This is a genomic window from Bradyrhizobium sp. CSS354 (assembly GCF_029051725.1).
Taxonomy (GTDB): domain Bacteria; phylum Pseudomonadota; class Alphaproteobacteria; order Rhizobiales; family Xanthobacteraceae; genus Bradyrhizobium.
The window spans coordinates 59665-77402 of record NZ_JAACFU010000014.1 but is presented as its reverse complement, the minus strand read 5'-3'; the positions used below and the strand labels follow the sequence as shown (position 1 = coordinate 77402).

Below are 17738 nucleotides of genomic sequence, written 5' to 3'. Positions count from 1 at the left end.
GGCTTTCTAACAGCGCCATGATCGAGAAAAATTACCAGCCCGCCGATATCGAAGCCCGCATGTCCGTCGTGTGGGAGGACAGCCTTGCCTTCAAGGCCGGCCGCCCCGACCGCCGCGACGCAGTGCCCTTTACCATCGTGATCCCGCCGCCGAATGTGACGGGCTCGCTGCACATGGGCCACGCCCTCAACAACACGCTTCAGGACATCCTGTGCCGCTTCGAGCGCATGCGCGGCCGCGACGTGCTGTGGCAGCCCGGCACCGACCATGCCGGCATCGCCACCCAGATGGTGGTCGAGCGGCAGCTGATGGAGCGCCAGCAGCCCAGCCGTCGCGAGATGGGTCGCGAGAAGTTTCTGGAGCGGGTCTGGCAGTGGAAGGCCGAGAGCGGCGACACCATCATCAACCAGCTCAAGCGGCTCGGCGCCTCCTGCGACTGGTCGCGCGAACGCTTCACCATGGACGAGGGCCTGTCCAAGGCCGTGGTCAAGGTGTTCGTCGAGCTGCACCGCGACGGCCTGATCTATAAGGACAAGCGGCTGGTGAACTGGGACACCAAGCTGCTCACCGCGATCTCCGATCTCGAAGTGCAGCAGACCGAGGTCAAGGGCCACCTCTGGTACCTGCGCTATCCGATCGAGGGCAAGACTTTCAGCCCCGACGATCCCGCGAGCTTCATTGTCGTTGCCACCACGCGCCCGGAGACCATGCTCGGCGATACCGGCGTCGCCGTGCATCCCGAAGACGAGCGCTATCAGAAGGTGGTCGGCAAGAACGTGATCCTGCCGCTGGTCGGCCGCAAGATCCAGATCGTCGCCGACGATTATTCCGATCCGGAGAAGGGCTCGGGCGCGGTGAAGGTGACACCGGCGCACGACTTCAACGACTTCGAGGTCGGCAATCGCCACGGCCTGGCCCGGATCAGCGTCATCGACAAGGAAGGTTGCCTCGATCTCCTCGACAACGAGGATTATCTGCGCGACCTGCCGGAAGGTGCCGCGCAGTTCGCCGAGGAGTTCAACAAGCTCGATCGCTTTGCAGCGCGCAAGCGCATCGTCGAGCGGCTGGAATCGTTCGGCTTCGTCGAGCGAATCGAACCGCACACCCACATGGTGCCGCATGGCGACCGCTCCGGCACGGTGATCGAGCCCTATCTGACCGACCAATGGTATGTCGACGCCAAGACGCTGGCGAAGCCCGCGATGGCCGCAGTGCGTTCGGGCGAAACCACCTTCGTGCCGAAGAACTGGGAAAAGACCTATTTCGAGTGGATGGAGAACATCCAGCCCTGGTGCATCTCGCGCCAGCTGTGGTGGGGCCACCAGATCCCGGCCTGGTACGGTCCCGACGGCAAGGTGTTCGTCGCCGAGACCGAGGAGGAGGCCGTCAGCCACGCCCTCGGCTATTACGTCGAGCAGGAAGTCATCACGGTCGAGCAGGGCCGCGAGATGGCGCTCGACCGCAACAAGCGTGATGGCTTCATCACGCGCGACGAAGACGTGCTCGACACCTGGTTCTCCTCGGCGCTGTGGCCGTTCTCGACCCTCGGCTGGCCCGCAGACGCGCCGGAAGTGCAGCGTTACTACCCGACCAACGCGCTGGTGACCGGCTTCGACATCATCTTCTTCTGGGTCGCCCGCATGATGATGATGGGCCTCCACTTCATGAAGGAGGTGCCGTTCTCCACGATCTACATCCACGCCCTCGTCCGCGACGAGAAGGGCGCCAAGATGTCGAAGTCGAAGGGCAACGTCATCGATCCGCTCAGCCTGATCGACCAATATGGTGCCGACGCGCTGCGCTTCACGCTGGCCGCGATGGCCGCACAGGGACGCGACATCAAGCTCGCCACCAGCCGTGTCGAGGGCTATCGCAATTTCGCGACCAAGCTCTGGAATGCGTCGCGCTTCGCGGAGATGAACCACTGCGCCGTGCCCGAGGGTTTCGAGCCGGCCAAGGTCAAGGAGACGCTGAACCGCTGGATCGCGCATGAGAGCGCGCACACCACGCGGGAGGTGACCGAGGCGATCGAGGCCTATCGCTTCAACGACGCCGCCGGCAGCATCTACCGCTTCGTCTGGAACGTCTATTGCGACTGGTATCTCGAGCTCGCAAAACCCGTGCTGCTCGGTCCCGACAGCCCTGCCAAGGCCGAGACCCGCGCCATGGTGGCATGGGCGCGCGACGAGATCCTGAAACTGCTGCACCCCTTCATGCCCTTCATCACCGAGGAGCTGTGGGAGGTGACGGCCAAGCGCGACGGTCTGCTCGCGCTTGCATCGTGGCCGCTGAAGCCGGCCGCGCCGACGCCGGAGCAGCTTGCGATGCTCGCGGCGACGACGGGCCCGACCGACGCGCTGGTCTCGCCGGTTTGGGTGCTGCCGATCTTCGACCATGCCGACTTCACCGATCCCGCAGCCGAGGCCGAGATCGGCTGGGTGATCGACCTTGTCACGCAGATCCGTTCGGTGCGCGCCGAGATGAACATCCCGCCGGCGACCCTGACGGCGCTGGTGCTCGCAGGCGCCTCGGCCGGGACGAAGGAGCGCGCGCCGCGCTGGAGCGACGTCATCAAGCGCATGGCGCGGTTGTCGGACATCTCCTTCGCCGACCGTGCGCCCGACGGCGCGGTCCAGCTCCTGGTGCGCGGCGAGGTGGCTGCGCTGCCGCTGAAGGGCGTGATCGACGTCGCCGCCGAGCGCACGCGTCTTGACAAGGAAATCGGCAAAGCCGACGCCGACATCAAGCGCGCAGAGTCCAAGCTGGCGAACGAGAAATTCGTGGCCAACGCCGCCGAGGAGGTCGTCGAGGAGGAGCGCGAGAAGCGTGAGGCCGCACTCGCCCGTAAAGCCAAGCTGCTCGAGGCGCTGGAGCGGCTCAAGCAGGCGTCCTAAGCTTATTTCGGGAACGGCTTGCTCAAAAACTTCGAGCCCCTGACGCCATAGCGCCAGGGCAGCTCGACGGCTTTGGTGATGCCGATCCGGATTCCGGCCACGACCTCCAAATCCTCCGTCCGCGCATGCAGCGCGATCGGCGGACGGTCCAGCGGCAAGGCATTGTGCACGATGGTGATGCCGAGCGCTTCGGTCAGCTTGCCCGGGCCCGAGCACAACGCGTGCAAATCCTGGAGATGGCGCCGCCGACGCATCGCGGCGATGCCGTGGGTCGGCTCCAGCGCGCGGATCAGCACGGCGCTGGCCGAGCCTTCCTCCTCGCAGACGAAGTTCACGCACCAGTGGATGCCGTAGGAGCGGTAGACATAGGCAAAGCCGGGCGGGCCGAACATCACCTGGTTCCGCGGCGTCGGGCCTCGATAGGAGTGCGCCGCCGGCTCGGTATGATGATAGGCCTCGACTTCGACAATGAGGCCGCCGACGCCATCGACCAGCATGGTCGCACCGATCAGGTCGGGCGCGACCTCGTGGACGCTGCGTGCGAAAAAGGCACGCTTCAGCGCTTTGCCGAGCCGGGGAGTAGAGGTCTTCGAGACTGGAGCCATTCGAGGTGAGAATCGCCAGAGAACAGAGCAGGATATTGCCCATATCTGCCATGTTCCCTGAAGCGGGGCGAGCCGGGTTGCGATGCCCGGCCAGACCGACTAGGTAGGACTTGGTCAGACCGGACACCCCATGGTCGTTATTGTCGATACCATCTCGAACCCGCTGCGCCCACGTCACCCCGAAAAGGTGAATCGGCCCGATTCCGCTTCGCCGCCGAAGCCGGACTGGATCCGCGTACGCGCGCCCAACACCCGCGGCTATGCCGACACCCGCAACATCGTGCGCGCCAACGGCCTGCACACGGTGTGCGAGGAGGCGGGCTGCCCGAATATCGGCGAGTGCTGGGACAAGAAGCACGCGACCTTCATGATCATGGGCGACACCTGCACCCGCGCCTGTGCGTTCTGCAACGTCAAGACCGGCATGCCGAACGCGCTCGACGCGGCCGAGCCGCAGAACGTTGGCGAGGCCGTGGCCAAGCTGGGCCTTGCCCATGTCGTCATCACCTCCGTCGACCGCGACGATCTCGCCGACGGCGGCGCCGCGCATTTCGCCCAGACCATCCGCGCGATCCGCGCCGCGTGCCCCTCGACCACGATCGAGATCCTGACACCGGATTTCTTGCGCAAGGAGGGGGCGCTGGAAATCGTCGTCGCGGCGAAGCCCGACGTGTTCAACCACAATCTCGAGACCGTGCCGTCGTGCTATCTCACGGTGCGGCCGGGCGCGCGCTATTTCCATTCGATCCGGCTGCTGCAGCGGGTCAAGGAGCTCGATCCCACCATCTTCACCAAGTCCGGCATCATGGTCGGCTTGGGGGAAGAGCGCCACGAGGTGCAGCAGGTGATGGACGATCTGCGTTCGGCCGACGTCGATTTCCTGACCATCGGGCAATATCTCCAGCCGACCCGCAAGCATCACGCCGTGATGCGTTACGTGCCGCCGGACGAGTTTTCGTCCTACGAGAAGGTTGCCTACACGAAGGGCTTCCTGATGGTGTCGGCGAGCCCGCTCACCCGTTCGTCGCATCATGCCGGCGAGGATTTTGCGAAACTGAAGGCCGCGCGGGCAGCAAGCGCCCGCTGAATCGCCATGCCCAATTTTTCGAGCAAGCGCCGTGTCGATCACAGCGCGTCCGAGATGTTTGATCTGGTCGCCGACGTCGAGCGCTACCCGGAATTCGTGCCGCTGTGCAGCGCGCTGAAGGTCCGTCAGCGCATGGCGAAACCCGACGGCACCGAGGTGCTGGTCGCGGACATGACGGTGTCGTTCAAGCTGGTCAGGGAATCCTTCACCAGCCGCGTGACACTCGACCGCGCCAATTTGAAGATCCTGGTCGAATATCTGCAAGGTCCCTTCAGCAATCTGGAAAACCGTTGGACGTTTGAGCCCAAAGGCGAGAGCGTGTGCGACGTCGGTTTCTTCCTCGCCTACGAGTTCAAGAGCCGCATGCTGGCGCTCCTGATGGGCTCGATGTTCGACGCAGCGTTCGCGCGATTCTCCATCGCGTTCGAGAAGCGGGCGGATGCGATCTACGGACGGCGGAAGCCGGCGTCGTCGTAGTGGATTAAGAGCCCGCCTCAATCCACCGCCTTCACGACATCCGGCGGCTGCGAGGCATAGTACGCTGCGGCCTGCTCGGTCTCCTTCGGCGTCATCGCACGCGCGATGTTGCGCATCTGCTGGCTTATGTCGTTGCGGCGCTCGCCTGAGGCGAAGGCCTGCAGTTGTGCCTTCATGTAAGCCTCGGACTGGCCTTCGAGCCACGGGCTGCCGGTCTTGTTGTCGAGGCTGCCATGGCAGGCGCCGCAGGGCGCGATGCCGCGCATCGGTGCGCCGAAGATCACGATGTTTGGCTTGGGCAGTTGCGGGCTCGGGTGATAGGCCGGCAGCCGCGGCAGGTAAGCGTAATAGTTCGAGAGATCTGCGATCTCCTGGTCCGTCAAATTGACGGCGAACGGCGACATCACGGCATTGGTGCGCGCGCCCGTGCGGAAATCGTGCAGCTCCTTGTAGATCACGGCGGCATATTGACCCGCGAGATTGGGCGAGTCCGCACGGCTGACGCCTGTCGGGCCGTGGCAGATCGCGCAGCGCTGCGCCAGCGTGGCGCCGCGGCCGATCGCCTCCTGGCTCGGGCGTGACAGCGTGTTCGACGTCAGCACGACCCCCGACAGGCGCTTGGTCTGCTCCGGCGCGGTCACGCTCGCTGCGCGTTGCGGCACACCGGCCGCGCTGCAGATCGCGTCCCAGACATCGGCGAACTGAACCCAGGGCTGTGCGAAAGGCAGCACGATAAAGCCCGCAATCGCCGTCACGAAGAAGAACGCGGCCGTGATGCCGACACTCGTCTTGAAATGACGATTGGTGAGGGTGAAGAGCTCGCGCGCACTCATCACTGCGCTCCCACATAGACGGCGGGCACCGACGTGCCCTCGCTCAGCGCCAGATTCAGGATCGGATAGCCGTAATTGGTGAGGGTCAGCGCGATCATCAGCGCCACCCACAGCGCGTGGGTGTTGAGCGCGACCGGGACCATTGTGGGCTGGTGCACCGCCAGCGCAAAGCGATAGGGGCCGGCGTCGACCAGCGGCGCACGCATGCCGCGGGCCAGGATAACGATGAACATGATGCCCGACGCCAGCAGGATGAAGCCGCCGATGGCAGAGAGGGTGACCGAGAGTGCCTGCGGCGCGATCGCGGGATCGCCGAAGTCGAAATAGGCCATGCGGCGCGGCATGCCGAGAATGCCGACCCAGTGCCAGGGAAAGGTCGTGACGATCATGCCGATGAACCACAGCCAGAGCTGGGTGCGGATCAGGCGGAGATCGATCAGCTCGCGCCCGGTCAGATGCGGCCACAGATCATAGGCGATCGCAAAATACATGATCACGATGGCGCCGCCGAAGATCAGGTGGAAGTGGCCGGTGATCCACTGCGTGTTGTGGATCGACGCATCGAGCTGATAGCTCATGTTGATGAGGCCGCCGGCGCCGCCGAAGCCGAGCATGACGAAGGAAAAGGCGAGGGCCAGCATCATCGGATTGTCCCAGGGCAGGGCCCTGATCCAGCCGAACATGCCGCGGCCGCCGCGCAGGCGCGCCGCGATCTCGACCGAGGCGCAGATCGTGAACACGGTCAGCAGCGTGGGCAGCGCGACCAGCGCGGTGAAGGCCGAATGAATGAACTTGAAGCCGGCGCCGACCTGCGGATCCGCGAAGGTGTGGTGCATGCCGATCGGCATCGCGACCACCAGGAACAGGATGAAGGAAATCCGCGCCATGCTGTCGGAATAGATGCGGCCGCCGATCGCGCGCGGCACGATTGTGTAATAGGCGATGTAGGTCGGCATCAGCCAGAAATAGACGATGGCGTGCAGCGTCCAGGAGAAGAACACGCGGGCAAGGCCGGCGTCGATGGTGGCCTTCAGCCCGGCCGCGACCGGAATGATCTGCAGCAGCAGCTCGAGCGCGGCGCCGACCGCGGTCCAGGCCCACAGATACGAGCCCGCGACGTTGGCGAACATCGCCAGCGGCACCGGCGCGCCGGGATGGGCCTTGCGCCAGACGCGCAGATTGACTGACATCAGCGCGACCCAGATCCAGGAGCCGACCACGACCAGCACGACGCCGAGATAGTAGAAGACGTTGCCGATCAGCGGCGGATAGAAGGTGTAGAGCACCGAGGCGCGGCCGAGCCCGACCGGGACCATCGCCATGATCGCGCCGACCACAATCAGCCAGAATCCCGCCCAGGCCCAGCGCACACCGACAAGACGCTGCTCCAGCGCAGACTCGCTGATGGCGTAGCCGAAGCCCATCGCGACCAGGGTCGGGAAGACGTAGCCCATCACCGTGCCGTGCGCGGTCAGCGAGCGGTAATAGAGCTCGGGATTGGACAGCCAGGTGCCGATCGGGCTGCGGATGAACATTTGCCAGGCGCCGAGCGTGAGCGCGATGCCGAACACGGCGAAGGCCAGCCAGAAATGGGCGAGGATGAGCTTTCTATTGACCAACACAGCTCAGCCTCCCGCCACCCTTCGCGCGGTTCGCGAAGTCCGCCTTGTCGATCACCTTGACCTTGCCCCACATGCCCTCGTGGCCGAAGGAGCAAAACTCCTGGCAGGGCATCAGATAGTCGCCGCTCTTGGTAAAGCGCATGAGCTGCTCGGAGATGTAGCCCGGCACCAGCATGGTGTTGACGTTGGTGCCCTGGATCAGGATGCCGTGGACGACGTCGGCGCTGGTGGCGCGCAGGGTGATCGGCGTGTCGACGGGCACCACGATGCAGGCCGGCGTGAAGGAATATTGCTGGCCGATCGCGCGCACGGTCACATTGCCATTGGTTTCCAGCACGCTGCCGAGATTGCTTTCAACGAACTCGCCCGAGAGATGCAGGCGCGAGGGATCGGTGGTCTCGACGCGCGGTTGCGGCATGGTCGCGCGATGGATGCCGGCGAATGCCGCCAGCAACGCCATCATCACGACGATGATCACGGCGATGGTGGCCCAGCGCCGCTCGACGCGGGCTGCGACCTCGGCGCTGGCGCTACCGTTGCTGTGGGCTCCCTCGACGCTCATTGCAGCGAGCCGCGCGGCAGGAACACGAACAGATAGAAGGCGAACCACATCGCGACCACGCAGGCCGTAGCGATGCCGGCGACCACGATCGCGCCTGATGGGCCCTGCGCCACGACCTCCTCGATCGCCTGGTCGGCGGCGGCTGGGCTGGTCGGCGGATCGGAATTGAACATGGGGCCCTCAGTTCAGCGGTGCCGAGCGCAGCTCGTTGGCCTCGCGCGCCGAGACCGTCGTGCCGCGATTGCCCCAGGCGGTGCGGATGTAGGAGACGACGGCGGCGACCTCGTTGTCGGAGAGGAGGCCGGCGAAGGGCGGCATGCCGTAGGGCATCGGGTTGCCCTTGGTGCCAGGCGGATAGCCGCCATTGAGCACCATGCGGATCGGGTTGACCGCCGACTGCATCTCGATCGACTGGTTGTTGGCAAGCGGCGGCCAGTGCGGCGGCTTGCCCTCGCCCTGGGTGCCATGACAGCTCGCGCAATTCTTGTCGTAGACGGTCTTGCCGAGGCTGATCAGAAGGCTGCTCTCGCTGGTCGGCAGCGCCGAGCTCGCGGCCGGCGGAGGCGAGGGCTCCGCGATACCCTTGAGGTAGACCGCCATCGCCCTGGTGTCTTCGTCGTTGAGATATTGCAGGCTGTTGTGCACGACCTCGGCCATCGGGCCGTAAACCACGCCGCGCATGGAGACGCCGGTCTGGAGCAGATCCGTGATGTCCTTGATGCTCCAATCGCCGAGCCCGGCCTCACGGTTTGACGTCAGCGAGGGCGCGTACCAGTTCTGCATCGGGATCAGGCCGCCTTTGAAGGCGTCCGATTGCGAGGTGCCGCCGAGCGCGTTGATCGGCGAATGGCACATGCCGCAATGGCCGAGGCCCTCGACCAGATAGGCGCCGCGATTCCATTCCGCAGATTTCTTCGGATCAGGCTTGAACTCGCCCTCGCTGAAGAACAGCGTGCGCCAGCCGAGGATGAGCTGGCGGTTATCGTAAGGGAAACGCAATTCGTGCGGCTTGTTCTTCTGGTTCACCGGCGCAACCGAGCGCAGATAGGCGAAGATCGCGTCGCTGTCGGCGCGCGTGACCTTGGTGTAGGACGCAAACGGCATCGCCGGGTAGATCAGCCCGCCATCGGGAAAGCGGCCGCTGTGCATGGTCTTGTAGAAGTCGTCGGCACTCCACTTGCCGATGCCGGTCTCCGGATCTGGCGTGATGTTGGAGGTGTACAGCGTGCCAAACGGGGTCGGCATGGCACGGCCGCCGGCAAACAGACGTCCTTCCGGTGCGGTATGACAGGCGGTGCAATCGCCGGCCCGGGCCAGATATTCGCCGCGTGCGACGATGTCGCCTGTCTTGTCCTTGTCCTGCGCTGCTGCTGCCGTGGTGAACGCGGCGAGGGCGAGCAACTTGATGGACAGGAGCTTGATCGACAATTTGAAGCCCATCATCCGCCTCGTCAGTTGGGCTGGCTACCGCAGCCGAATGGCAGCGCGTAGGTGCCTTTCGGCACGGGGGCTGGGTTGGCGGGGGCAGGCCGCGTCGCAAGCCAGGCTGCGACGGCGGTGACGTCAGCCTCGGTCAGGTGCCCGGCCACGAGCTGCATGCAATCAGGCGATTTCGCGGTGCGGGTGCCATAACGCCAGCCGCCGAGTTGGGCGCTGATGTAGTTGGCGCGCAGGCCCAGCAGGCCGGGGATGCCCGGCTGCATGCCCGTCAGTCCCGGGCCATGACAGCTCACGCAAGCCGGAATGTTGCGGCCGGCATCGCCGCTGGTGGCGAGCAGCTCACCGTGCGCCAGGACGTCCTTGCTCACTTCGCTGGGCGCGGGCTGTGGCAGGGGCGGGTGCTCGCTGGCAAAATATTCCGCCATCGCCTCTAGATATGGATCGGGCAGGAACTCCAGCAGATAATTCATCGGCGGGTATTTGCGCCGGCCGCTGCGGAAGGCGAGGAGCTGGTTGTAGAGATAACCGGCCGGCTTGCCTGCGAGACGCGGGAAGTAGACGTCGCTGGTGCCTTCGCCCTTGTTGCCGTGACAGGGCGTGCAGGCCTCCACCCGCGCCGCCATCGTATCCGGGGGCTGGTTGGCGGGTTGCGCGGCCGCACCATCAAAGGCGCTCAGGACGGCAATGGCGATTGCCGGAGCAGTGAAGCGAGCGAACACGCCGTCGCCCTCCAGAAAACAGGACCGGGTTGATTCCCGGCCGCAACGTAGAGCATCATTATTGCGCCAATAATTTTCCCACGCCAAGTTCTGACAGATGCCACGACGTTTGGCCGCGGTTGATATCTGCGATCCCGATCGGATTCGACAAAGTTTGCGTGCTTTTTGAAAACTGGACATAACGCTGCGGCCTCGCGACAGTTCCTGTCCGAGTCTGCGTGTGCGTGTTGCCCTCCTCGTCAGAGGGCGCAGGGAAGACCGGGTGCCGGCTGGCACCCACGGTCCACTGTGCGAAGGTTGCACTACAAGAGGCCTGCACAGCGGCATACAGGTGAAGCCCAACACACGGCCTTCCCTGCGCAGTGGTTTGACGGCTTATGCCGAGCTCTCCCCGGGGAGCGATGCACTATTGCCCCCGTCGCCTTGCGGATGGCTGATGCTGCGTGCCCGGTCGGGCAGCGACATCACCACAAGACTTGACGCACAGACCCCGGGCGTCAGGACGACACGGTTTTGCCGTACGCGAGCCACACCGGTCGTGTGCGCGACGCCTTCGCTCACGGTTTCCCGCCCTGCGAAGCCCTTCGCGCCGATGCTGCCCGCGTCCACCGCAGCTCACCCCACGTTTCGTGACGATCGCGATACGCCCCTCTGACCGGGGTGAGGTGGCGACAAGATGCGATAAATCAGAATTTCTGTAAAGGCGAATATTTTCGCGCGAGCGGATTGACCTGTCGTTTGGGTGTTTTGCCCGTCGGGCGACGCTAAGTCTTGTAGCCCGGATGGAGCGCAGCGTAATCCGGGGCCTTGTCCCGCGGAACGAATCCCGGATTGCGCTTCGCTCCATCCGGGCTACGGGACTCGCGGCGGCGTGATGAGGGCTTGGTGATCCTGCGTGGGATATCGTAGAAGCGATCCGAACAGGAGAGTCTAAACAGGAGACTTGGGTGTGATGGTGGGCAACACGAACGTTCGGGCTGGCCAGTGCCATTGCGGCACCGTACGTTTCGAGGCCACGCTCAGCGACGGCTTGAATTCGATCCGCCGCTGCACCTGCTCCTACTGCCGCATGCGCGGCGCCGTCGTCGTCATGGCGGAGATGGGCGGCATCAAGTTCCTCCAGGGCGAGGATGTGCTCACAAGCTACCGCTTCCATACCGGATCAGCGCAGCACTTCTTCTGCTCCCGCTGCGGAATCTACACGCACCATCAGCGACGATCCGACCAATCTCTCTATGCCGTCAACGTCGCCTGCCTGGACGGGGTGAGCCCATTCGATTTCACCGAGGTGCCGGTCATGGATGGCATCAATCACACCAACGACACTGGTCAGCCGACGCGGCGGGCCGGCACGCTCCGCTTCATTCCGGCTGGCTGAAGGCGGGGTTGCCTGGCTCACCCCCGCGGCGACCGCGGAGTCCTGCGCTTCACGGCATGCCGGCGCGGCGAGCGTGTCACGCGGGGGCGCAGGCGGGTTACGGCGGCTTCACGGCGCGGCTTGGTCTGGACTGGGCCGCGGGCGAGATCCATCAGCATGCGCAACGCCTCGACCACAGAGCGCTGACGCACGGCGGTGCGGCCGATGGCGCCAAAGCGATGCTCGCGGTGAACGATGCGTCCGTCGCGCGCGGCGGCAGCGAAGTGGACGAGGCCCACCGGCTTGCCCGGCGTGGCGCCGCCGGGTCCGGCAATGCCGGTGATGGCGACCGCAAGATCAACGCCGGCACGCTCCAGCGCGCCGACCGCCATCGCGGTCGCGGTCTCCTTGCTGACGGCGCCGAAGTTGGTGAGCGTGCTTGCCTCGACCCCTAACATCGCGCGCTTGGCGTCGTTGGAATAGGTGACGAAGCCGCGATCGATGACGTCGGACGAGCCGGGGATGTCGGTCAGCGCGCCGGCAACCAGGCCGCCGGTGCAGGATTCGGCGGTCGCGATCGTCAGCTTGCGCATCCGGCACAAATCGAGCAGCGAGCGGGAGAGTGCGCGTGCGTCGCTGCCGGCCATGGCCTAGACACTCCAGGGCAGGCGGATGGTGGCGCTCGCGGTGGCCGCGATGCCTTCCTCGCGGCCGGTGAACCCGAGCCGCTCGCTGGTGGTCGCCTTGACCGCTACGCGGGAGATGTCGACGCCGGAAATCTCGGCGATGCGCGCGCGCATGGTGTCGCGCAAGGGACCGATCTTTGGCCGCTCGCAGATCATGGTGACCTCGAGATTGGCGATACGGCCGCCGCGCTGGGTGACGCGCTCGATGGCGTATTGCAAAAACTGGTCGGAGGAGGCGCCCTTCCACTTCGCGTCGCTCGGCGGAAAGTGCGAGCCGATGTCGCCATCGGCGAGCGCGCCGAGGATGGCGTCGACCAGCGCATGCAGGCCGACATCGCCGTCGGAATGGGCCAGGAAGCCCTTGGTGTGCGGCACGCGCACGCCGCAGATCATGAGATGGTCGCCTTCGCCGAAGGCGTGCACGTCGTAGCCGGTGCCGGTCCTGATGTCGCCGAGCAGGCTCGCCAGCCGCGCTTCCTCGCGCACGAAATCCTCGGGAGTGGTGAGCTTCATGTTGGCAACATCGCCTTCAAAGGTTGCAACCGTCAATCCCGCCCATTCGGCAATCGCGGCATCATCGGTGAAATCGCTGCGCCCGTCCTTGGCCGCGCGACGATGCGCTTCGAGGATGACGTCGAAACGAAAGGATTGCGGCGTCTGCGCAATTCGCAACCGCACCCGATCCGGCGTGTCCTCGACATTGCCGTTCTCGCCGGTGACCTTGATGGTGTCGGTGACGGGAACAACGGGGATCGCGGCGCCGGTGCGGCTGGCCGCATCGATCGCGCGGGTGATCACGCCTTCGGAAACGAAGGGGCGCGCGGCGTCGTGGATCAGGACGATGTCGGGCTTGTGCCTGGCGAGCGCTTCGAGACCGGCGAGCACCGAGGCCTGTCGGGTCGCGCCGCCATTGACCGGCGCCTCGTGGCTGAGCCCTGCGACCGCTGCCGTGAACATGGCGCTGTCGTCGGGGTTCACGACCGGCTGAACCGCGAACACGTCCGCATGACGGCTGAAGGCCTCCATGGCGCGATAGATCACCGGCACGCCGCCGATCTCGCGATATTGCTTGGGGCCACCGGCGCCTGCGCGCAGGCCGCGTCCGGCCGCAACGAGGACGACTGCGGTGCGCTGTGATTTCGCCATAGGACTCAAATACTCATTTGGTGATGAAGAGAGTCGGGGTGTGGGGTGATTGCCGCATGCCTCTAGCACGGCAGGCCCGCAAAAAAAGGGGGTTTCCCCGGATTGTGGGAAACAGCATTTTGCTGCACTGCACTTGAAAGATTGGCAGAACTGTCTAAACTGTAGGCATGACGCTTGACTGCACAAGAATTGTGCGCAAGATAGGTTATGGCAGGCGCGATGAGGCGCTGCCAACGTAACGAGACCCCTGTGACCGGCTCGGCAGTATCAGGCTTTAAGCCATTGAAGATAGGCGATATTGACGTCGCCACCCCGGTCTTCCTGGCGCCGATGTCGGGGGTGACTGACTCGCCCGTCCGCCGGCTGGCCGCGGAGTTGGGCGCCGGTCTCGTCGTGTCTGAAATGACAGCCAGCGACGAACTCGCCAACGGCCATCGGATGTCCCGGTTGCGCTGCGAAGCCACCGGGATCGGTCCGCACGTGGTCCAGCTCGCCGGTTGCGAGACGCATTGGATGGCCGAGGGCGCCCGGATCGCCGAAGCCGACGGCGCCGACATCATCGACATCAACATGGGCTGTCCGGCCCGTCACGTCACCGGCGGCCAGTCCGGTTCCGCCTTGATGCGCGACCTCGACCACGCCGTCAGCTTGATCGAAGCGACGATCGCGGCGGTGAAGGTGCCGGTGACGCTGAAGATGCGGCTCGGCTGGGACGACCGTACCCGCAACGCGCCGGAACTGGCGCGGCGCGCGCAGGCATCAGGCATCAAGCTCGTCACCGTGCACGGCCGCACCCGCTGCCAGTTCTACAAGGGCGAGGCCGATTGGGATGCGATCCGCGCCGTGCGCGAGGCCATCACCATTCCGCTCGTCGTCAATGGCGACATCACGACTTACGAGAAGGCGCTCGCCGCGTTAGAGGCCTCCGGCGCCGACGCGGTGATGATCGGCCGCGGCGCGCAGGGCCAGCCCTGGCTGCCCGGTGAGATCGGCCGCCGCCTCAAGGGTGGGGCGGCGGAAGCCACGCCGTCGCTCGAGACGCAGCTGCATTATGTTCGCACCCTTTATGAAGGCGTCTGCGCGCTCTACGGCCTGCGCGTCGGACTGCGGCACGCGCGAAAACATCTGGGCTGGGCCCTCGACGTCGCCGCCGATGTGAGCCGTGCGCCGGCCGAGAAGCTGAAATCCTGGCGCCAGAAAATCCTCACCTCGGAGGATCCGCGCCTCGTCCACCGGTCACTGCAAGATGCCTTCGACGACTTCGCATGGAGCGCCGCTGCATGAGCTCAGCCGCTGAACATCGTCGGCCGTTTCCGTCCGACAGCGATGCCATCCTGGACGCACTGCCCAATCCCATGCTCATGATCGGGCCGGACGGCAAGATCGTCGCCGCCAACATCGCAACCGAGGCCTTCTTCGATATCTCGACGCAGTTTTTGAAACGGCAGTCGCTGAAAGAGCTGGTGCCGTTCGGCAGCCCGTTGCTGGCGCTGATTGACCAGGTGCGTTCGTCGAACGCGCCGGTCAACGAGTACAAGGTCGATCTGGGCACGCCACGCATGGGCGGAGACCGCCAGGTCGATCTGCACGTTGCCCCCGTCACGGAACGGCCCGGCCATATCGTGGTGATGCTGCAAGAGCGCTCCATCGCCGACAAGATGGACCGCCAGCTCACCCATCGCAGCGCCGCGCGCTCCGTGATCGCGCTCGCCGCGATGCTGGCGCATGAGATCAAGAACCCGCTCTCCGGCATCCGCGGCGCGGCGCAGCTCCTGGAGCAGCAGGCCTCCTCGGAAGACCGCATGCTGACGCGGCTGATCTGCGACGAGGCCGACCGCATCGTGACGCTGGTCGACCGCATGGAGGTGTTCGGCGACGAGCGCCCCGTGGTGCGCGGCCCCGTCAACATCCATTCGGTGCTCGATCACGTCAAACGGCTGGCGCAGTCCGGCTTTGCCCGCAACATCCGCTTCGTCGAGGACTACGATCCCTCGCTGCCGCCGGTGCTGGCGAACCAGGACCAGCTCATCCAGGTGTTCCTCAATCTCGTGAAGAACGCCGCCGAAGCGCTGATCGACGTTCCCGACGGCGAAATCCAGCTCACCACCGCGTTTCGTCCCGGCGTGCGCCTGTCAGTCCCCGGTCAAAAATCCCGTGTATCCCTGCCGCTCGAATTCTGCGTGAAGGACAACGGACCAGGCGTGCCGGACGATCTTCTACCCAACCTGTTCGATCCCTTCGTCACCACCAAGCAGACCGGCTCGGGTCTGGGCCTTGCGCTGGTCGCAAAGATCATCGGGGATCACGGGGGCATCATCGAATGCGAATCTCAGCCGCGGAAGACCACCTTCCGCGTGCTGATGCCGATGTATTCCACATCGGTGAAACATGCCGATCAAAGCAGTCGCGACGGCTCTGCCGGGAAGTCGTCGTCTGCGTCACAGGGGGCAAAATGAGGATTAACGATGCCCGCAGGTAGCATTCTCGTTGCTGATGACGACACCGCCATCCGCACGGTTCTCAACCAGGCACTATCCCGCGCCGGCTACGAAGTGCGGCTGACCGGCAATGCCGCGACGCTGTGGCGCTGGGTCAGCCAGGGGGAGGGCGATCTCGTCATCACCGACGTGGTGATGCCCGACGAGAACGCGTTCGACCTGTTGCCGCGGATCAAGAAGATGCGGCCGAATTTGCCCGTCATCGTCATGAGCGCGCAAAACACCTTCATGACGGCGATCCGCGCCTCCGAGCGCGGCGCCTATGAATATCTGCCGAAGCCCTTCGACCTGAAGGAGCTGATCGCCATCGTCGGCCGCGCGCTGGCCGAGCCGAAGGAGCGGGTCTCGACGCCGAACGAGGACGCCGAGATGGAGGCGATCCCGCTGGTCGGCCGCTCGCCGGCGATGCAGGAAATCTATCGCGTGCTGGCGCGCCTGATGCAGACCGACCTCACCGTGATGATCACGGGCGAGTCCGGTACAGGCAAGGAGCTGGTGGCGCGCGCGTTGCACGACTACGGCAAGCGCCGCAACGGCCCGTTCGTCGCGGTCAACATGGCGGCGATCCCGCGCGACCTGATCGAGTCGGAACTGTTCGGCCATGAGCGCGGCGCGTTCACCGGCGCCAACACCCGCGCCTCCGGCCGGTTCGAGCAGGCCGAGGGCGGCACGCTGTTCCTGGACGAGATCGGCGACATGCCGATGGAGGCGCAGACCCGCCTGCTGCGCGTGCTTCAGCAGGGCGAATACACCACGGTCGGCGGCCGCACCCCGATCAAGACCGACGTGCGCATCGTCGCGGCTTCCAACAAGGATCTGCGCGTCCTGATCCAGCAGGGTCTGTTCCGCGAAGATCTGTTCTTCCGCCTCAACGTCGTGCCGCTGCGGCTGCCGCCCTTGCGCGAGCGCATCGAGGATCTGCCGGATCTGATCCGTCATTTCTTCGCGCTCGCCGAGAAGGACGGACTGCCGCCGAAAAAGCTCGACACGCTGGCGCTGGAGCGGATGAAGCAGCACCGCTGGCCGGGCAACGTGCGCGAGCTCGAGAACCTCGCCCGCCGCCTCGCGGCGCTCTATCCGCAGGACGTGATCACGGGCTCCGTCATTGACGGCGAGCTGGCGCCACCCACGGTCAGCCCGGGTGCCGCAGTCCAGCATGGCGTCGACAATCTCGGCGGCGCCGTGGAAGCGTATCTCTCCTCGCACTTCCAGGGCTTCCCGAACGGCGTGCCGCCGCCGGGCCTCTATCACCGCATCCTGAAGGAGATCGAGGTGCCGCTGCTCACGGCCGCGCTCGCCGCCACCCGCGGCAACCAGATCCGCGCGGCCGATCTGCTCGGCCTCAACCGCAACACGCTGCGGAAGAAGATCCGGGATCTCGATATCCAGGTGTATCGGAGCGGAGGCTAGCCTCGCCCGCAACGGACGGTGGCTCAGCTCCCCCTACCAAGCGGAGCTGAGCCTGTCCGGATCGCGCTGGCCGTTGTGGCTGACGCGGTGAGCAGAAGTCCCGATGGGACCGAAATGTTCCGCAGGAACATTCAAATGGTGATTTCAGCCGCGGGACGCGGCCTCACACCTATCTGACAAATCGGCCTGCTACCTGTATCGCGCTGGCGACGTTCGCATTGGGCTCGTGCACCCCGAGACCATTGACCAGCAGATCCGCCGCTACGATCAGCAGCAGCACGGCCGACACCATCATTGCGAGAAAGAATTTGTGCATGGTGGTCAAGCCGCCGGAGCCGAAATCCGTTCCCGTGCTCCGGCATATCGCTGTGGATGCGCGGGTCGGTCGCGGCGGGGGCGCCG

At 65.2% G+C, this 17738-nt stretch carries 17 protein-coding genes; 7 read left to right on the top strand and 10 right to left on the bottom strand.

Translation table 11 applies throughout. From position 1 onward, the window contains the following. Window positions 1-17 precede the first annotated feature (17 nt). Entirely contained in the window at window positions 18-2894 is a 2877-nt protein-coding gene (locus GWG67_RS28110; protein WP_275172591.1) for a valine--tRNA ligase, read from the top strand. 2 nt (window positions 2895-2896) lie between these two features. Here the strand turns inward: GWG67_RS28110 and GWG67_RS28105 are convergent, their stop codons facing one another. After that, window positions 2897-3499, bottom strand: coding sequence for a DNA-3-methyladenine glycosylase (locus GWG67_RS28105; RefSeq protein ID WP_275172590.1), 603 nt, complete (start codon window positions 3497-3499; stop codon window positions 2897-2899). 130 nt (window positions 3500-3629) lie between these two features. Here GWG67_RS28105 and lipA point away from each other — a divergent pair, with 130 nt between their 5' ends. Together lipA and GWG67_RS28095 are read left to right on the top strand one after the other, a co-directional pair. Beyond that, on the top strand, window positions 3630-4586 hold the full coding sequence (gene lipA / locus GWG67_RS28100; protein WP_275172589.1) for a lipoyl synthase: 957 nt from the start codon (window positions 3630-3632) through the stop codon (window positions 4584-4586). Between the two features lie 6 nt (window positions 4587-4592). Then, window positions 4593-5063 carry a type II toxin-antitoxin system RatA family toxin gene (locus GWG67_RS28095; protein WP_275172588.1) on the top strand — a complete coding sequence of 157 codons (471 nt, stop codon included), beginning with the start codon at window positions 4593-4595 and terminating at the stop codon, window positions 5061-5063. Window positions 5064-5080: 17 nt separating this feature from the next. Here GWG67_RS28095 and GWG67_RS28090 read toward each other — a convergent pair whose 3' ends face one another. The 6 genes from GWG67_RS28090 to GWG67_RS28065 are packed head-to-tail and all read right to left on the bottom strand — an operon-like array spanning window position 5081 to window position 10239. Continuing rightward, window positions 5081-5896 (bottom strand): cytochrome c, encoded by an 816-nt coding sequence (locus tag GWG67_RS28090; protein ID WP_275172587.1) that lies wholly within the window; start codon window positions 5894-5896, stop codon window positions 5081-5083. Further along, a complete protein-coding gene (locus GWG67_RS28085) occupies window positions 5896-7518 on the bottom strand; it encodes a b(o/a)3-type cytochrome-c oxidase subunit 1 (RefSeq protein WP_275172586.1) in 1623 nt (540 codons plus the stop codon). Before GWG67_RS28085 ends, GWG67_RS28090 begins: the two co-directional genes overlap by 1 nt. Further along, window positions 7505-8080 (bottom strand): cytochrome C oxidase subunit II, encoded by a 576-nt coding sequence (locus tag GWG67_RS28080; RefSeq protein WP_275172585.1) that lies wholly within the window; start codon window positions 8078-8080, stop codon window positions 7505-7507. The genes GWG67_RS28085 and GWG67_RS28080 overlap by 14 nt, the downstream gene beginning before the upstream one ends. Next, window positions 8077-8253 carry a hypothetical protein gene (locus tag GWG67_RS28075; protein WP_275172584.1) on the bottom strand — a complete coding sequence of 59 codons (177 nt, stop codon included), beginning with the start codon at window positions 8251-8253 and terminating at the stop codon, window positions 8077-8079. The genes GWG67_RS28080 and GWG67_RS28075 overlap by 4 nt, the downstream gene beginning before the upstream one ends. 7 nt (window positions 8254-8260) lie before the next feature. Next, on the bottom strand, window positions 8261-9523 hold the full coding sequence (locus GWG67_RS28070; RefSeq protein ID WP_275172583.1) for a cytochrome c: 1263 nt from the start codon (window positions 9521-9523) through the stop codon (window positions 8261-8263). Window positions 9524-9531: 8 nt separating this feature from the next. Further along, window positions 9532-10239, bottom strand: a complete 708-nt coding sequence (locus GWG67_RS28065) for a c-type cytochrome (protein WP_275172582.1) — start codon at window positions 10237-10239, stop codon at window positions 9532-9534. Window positions 10240-11191: 952 nt separating this feature from the next. Here GWG67_RS28065 and GWG67_RS28060 point away from each other — a divergent pair. After that, the gene (locus tag GWG67_RS28060) at window positions 11192-11617 is read left to right on the top strand and encodes a GFA family protein (RefSeq protein ID WP_275172657.1); all 426 of its coding nucleotides are present in this window, start codon (window positions 11192-11194) and stop codon (window positions 11615-11617) included. 17 nt (window positions 11618-11634) lie between these two features. Here GWG67_RS28060 and GWG67_RS28055 read toward each other — a convergent pair whose 3' ends face one another. Then, window positions 11635-12243, bottom strand: coding sequence for a CinA family protein (locus tag GWG67_RS28055; protein WP_275172581.1), 609 nt, complete (start codon window positions 12241-12243; stop codon window positions 11635-11637). 3 nt (window positions 12244-12246) lie between these two features. Beyond that, entirely contained in the window at window positions 12247-13428 is a 1182-nt protein-coding gene (locus GWG67_RS28050) for a bifunctional 2-C-methyl-D-erythritol 4-phosphate cytidylyltransferase/2-C-methyl-D-erythritol 2,4-cyclodiphosphate synthase (RefSeq protein ID WP_275172580.1), read from the bottom strand. 282 nt (window positions 13429-13710) lie between these two features. Here GWG67_RS28050 and dusB point away from each other — a divergent pair, with 282 nt between their 5' ends. The 3 genes from dusB to ntrC are packed head-to-tail and all read left to right on the top strand — an operon-like array spanning window position 13711 to window position 17336. Beyond that, window positions 13711-14712: a tRNA dihydrouridine synthase DusB gene (gene dusB, locus GWG67_RS28045; RefSeq protein WP_275172579.1), complete on the top strand. Its 1002-nt coding sequence runs from the start codon at window positions 13711-13713 to the stop codon at window positions 14710-14712. After that, complete coding sequence (locus GWG67_RS28040; RefSeq protein ID WP_275172578.1) at window positions 14709-15884, top strand: nitrogen regulation protein NR(II); 1176 nt, start codon at window positions 14709-14711, stop codon at window positions 15882-15884. Before dusB ends, GWG67_RS28040 begins: the two co-directional genes overlap by 4 nt. 9 nt (window positions 15885-15893) lie before the next feature. Continuing rightward, entirely contained in the window at window positions 15894-17336 is a 1443-nt protein-coding gene (ntrC, locus tag GWG67_RS28035) for a nitrogen regulation protein NR(I) (RefSeq protein WP_007610301.1), read from the top strand. 169 nt (window positions 17337-17505) lie between these two features. Here ntrC and GWG67_RS28030 read toward each other — a convergent pair whose 3' ends face one another. After that, entirely contained in the window at window positions 17506-17661 is a 156-nt protein-coding gene (locus GWG67_RS28030; RefSeq protein WP_275172662.1) for a hypothetical protein, read from the bottom strand. Window positions 17662-17738: the final 77 nt, after the last annotated feature.

What these genes read in the sequence shown, in the direction of transcription:
- GWG67_RS28040 (WP_275172578.1), top strand. Translation starts at nt 14,709, where the DNA reads ATGAGCTCAGCCGCTGAACATCGTCGGCCGTTTCCGTCCGACAGCGAT.
- GWG67_RS28090 (WP_275172587.1), bottom strand. Translation starts at nt 5,896, where the DNA reads ATGAGTGCGCGCGAGCTCTTCACCCTCACCAATCGTCATTTCAAGACG.
- GWG67_RS28070 (WP_275172583.1), bottom strand. Translation starts at nt 9,523, where the DNA reads ATGATGGGCTTCAAATTGTCGATCAAGCTCCTGTCCATCAAGTTGCTC.
- GWG67_RS28105 (WP_275172590.1), bottom strand. Translation starts at nt 3,499, where the DNA reads ATGGCTCCAGTCTCGAAGACCTCTACTCCCCGGCTCGGCAAAGCGCTG.
- GWG67_RS28080 (WP_275172585.1), bottom strand. Translation starts at nt 8,080, where the DNA reads ATGAGCGTCGAGGGAGCCCACAGCAACGGTAGCGCCAGCGCCGAGGTC.
- ntrC (WP_007610301.1), top strand. Translation starts at nt 15,894, where the DNA reads ATGCCCGCAGGTAGCATTCTCGTTGCTGATGACGACACCGCCATCCGC.
- lipA (WP_275172589.1), top strand. Translation starts at nt 3,630, where the DNA reads ATGGTCGTTATTGTCGATACCATCTCGAACCCGCTGCGCCCACGTCAC.
- GWG67_RS28060 (WP_275172657.1), top strand. Translation starts at nt 11,192, where the DNA reads ATGGTGGGCAACACGAACGTTCGGGCTGGCCAGTGCCATTGCGGCACC.
- GWG67_RS28110 (WP_275172591.1), top strand. Translation starts at nt 18, where the DNA reads ATGATCGAGAAAAATTACCAGCCCGCCGATATCGAAGCCCGCATGTCC.
- GWG67_RS28075 (WP_275172584.1), bottom strand. Translation starts at nt 8,253, where the DNA reads ATGTTCAATTCCGATCCGCCGACCAGCCCAGCCGCCGCCGACCAGGCG.
- GWG67_RS28095 (WP_275172588.1), top strand. Translation starts at nt 4,593, where the DNA reads ATGCCCAATTTTTCGAGCAAGCGCCGTGTCGATCACAGCGCGTCCGAG.
- GWG67_RS28055 (WP_275172581.1), bottom strand. Translation starts at nt 12,243, where the DNA reads ATGGCCGGCAGCGACGCACGCGCACTCTCCCGCTCGCTGCTCGATTTG.
- GWG67_RS28050 (WP_275172580.1), bottom strand. Translation starts at nt 13,428, where the DNA reads ATGGCGAAATCACAGCGCACCGCAGTCGTCCTCGTTGCGGCCGGACGC.